Source organism: Streptomyces chiangmaiensis, from assembly GCF_036281785.1.
GTDB lineage: Bacteria > Actinomycetota > Actinomycetes > Streptomycetales > Streptomycetaceae > Streptomyces > Streptomyces chiangmaiensis.
In genome coordinates, this window is record NZ_JAYWVC010000594.1 from 1 (window position 1) to 1,242 (window position 1,242).

Here is a 1,242-nt window from a genome sequence, read left to right on the forward strand (position 1 = left end):
TGCGGTGGAACGTGAGGACGCGGTCGGCCTGCCATGCGATGACGGCCAGGACGAGACTCTCCTTGTTCGGGAAGTAGTGGTTGAGCTGCGATCCGCTGACGCCGGCGGCGCGGCGGAGCTGCTCGTTGTTCGTCGCGTGGACACCCTTGGTGTAGATGAGCTCAGCAGCCTGCTCCAGGATGCGGGCACGCGTCGCCTGCCCTTTGGACGTGAGCTTGTCGGGCGTCGGTGCTGCCGTGGTGGTGGTCATGCTTCAGGGTAACCCCAGATTGGGCTTGACAGCCCAGGATGGGAGGACGTTAACTTTGAGAAGTGGGCCGGGCAGCCCAAAAAATGCGGGCGAGGCCGCAGTCACCACGGGGACTGGACCTCTTCAGCACCGCGAGTTTGGCCCGGGCCCGCCGATGACCACTCACCTACCCATCGGAGGCTGATCCGCCATGTCACGGCTGACCGTTCCCGCTCCCGACGATGTCCCTGCCGGCGCGCAGAGCACTCTCGACACCATCGGCGCGCAGTTCGGCTTCGTCCCGAACATGTTCAAGACCCTCGCGTCGAACCCGGCCGTTCTCGACGTCGTGACGGGCCTGCAGGCCGCCTTGAGCCGGGTTCTGGACGCGAAGCCCGGCACACCATCGCGCTGGCCGTGTCGCAAGCCAACGGCTGCGATTACTGCCTGTCCATGCACACCTACGTAGCGTCCGAACTCGGCGGCATGTCGGGCGACGACATCGACCTGGCCCGCGCCGGCAGCTCGACCGATCCCCGGCGCGCCGCGGTTGCCCGCTTCGCCCAGCGGGTGGTCGACAGCCGCGGGCAGGTCAGCGACGCCGACCTCGCCGCCGTGCGAGGCGCCGGGTACACCGACCCGCAGATCCTGGCGATCGTCGCGGTCGCAGTGCAGTTCCTGCTCACCAACTTCATCAACAACGTCAACCAGACCGACATCGACATCCCCGCCGTCAGCCCGGTCGGCACGCCCGGCTGACCGCCGCCCGCCAACCACCGCTCCTCACCCTCTCATCGCAGGAAGAAGGCAGATTGACAATGAATCTCGACAAGCTCATGAACAAGCACCTCACCAGGTATTTCGACCCCAGCAAGACCATTCCGGAGGAAACACTTCAGCAGCTGCTGAGGTTCCTGCGCTCGACGCCCTCGTCGGTGAACGTACAGCCCAACCACTTCTACGTCCTTGCCACGCCCGAAGGCAAAGAGCGGCTCGCCAACAACCTGGGCGAG

General features: G+C 65.7%; 4 protein-coding genes. 3 read left to right on the forward strand and 1 reads right to left on the reverse strand.

Features of this window, described 5'->3' with window-relative positions; all coding sequences use genetic code 11:
* Positions 1-250 (reverse strand): TetR/AcrR family transcriptional regulator (locus tag VXC91_RS45820; RefSeq protein ID WP_329513244.1); only part of this gene is annotated, 250 nt, incomplete at its 3' end.
* Between the two features lie 190 nt (positions 251-440).
* On the opposite strand from VXC91_RS45820, the gene VXC91_RS45825 reads away from it, so the two are divergent.
* The 3 genes from VXC91_RS45825 to VXC91_RS45835 all read left to right on the forward strand — a co-directional run.
* Positions 441-698 (forward strand): carboxymuconolactone decarboxylase family protein, encoded by a 258-nt coding sequence (locus tag VXC91_RS45825; protein ID WP_329513245.1) that lies wholly within the window; start codon positions 441-443, stop codon positions 696-698.
* Entirely contained in the window at positions 647-988 is a 342-nt protein-coding gene (locus tag VXC91_RS45830; RefSeq protein ID WP_408057637.1) for a carboxymuconolactone decarboxylase family protein, read from the forward strand. The genes VXC91_RS45825 and VXC91_RS45830 overlap by 52 nt, the downstream gene beginning before the upstream one ends.
* A gap of 59 nt (positions 989-1,047) precedes the next feature.
* On the forward strand, positions 1,048-1,242 hold a 195-nt coding region (locus VXC91_RS45835), incomplete at its 3' end, for a nitroreductase family protein (RefSeq protein ID WP_329513247.1).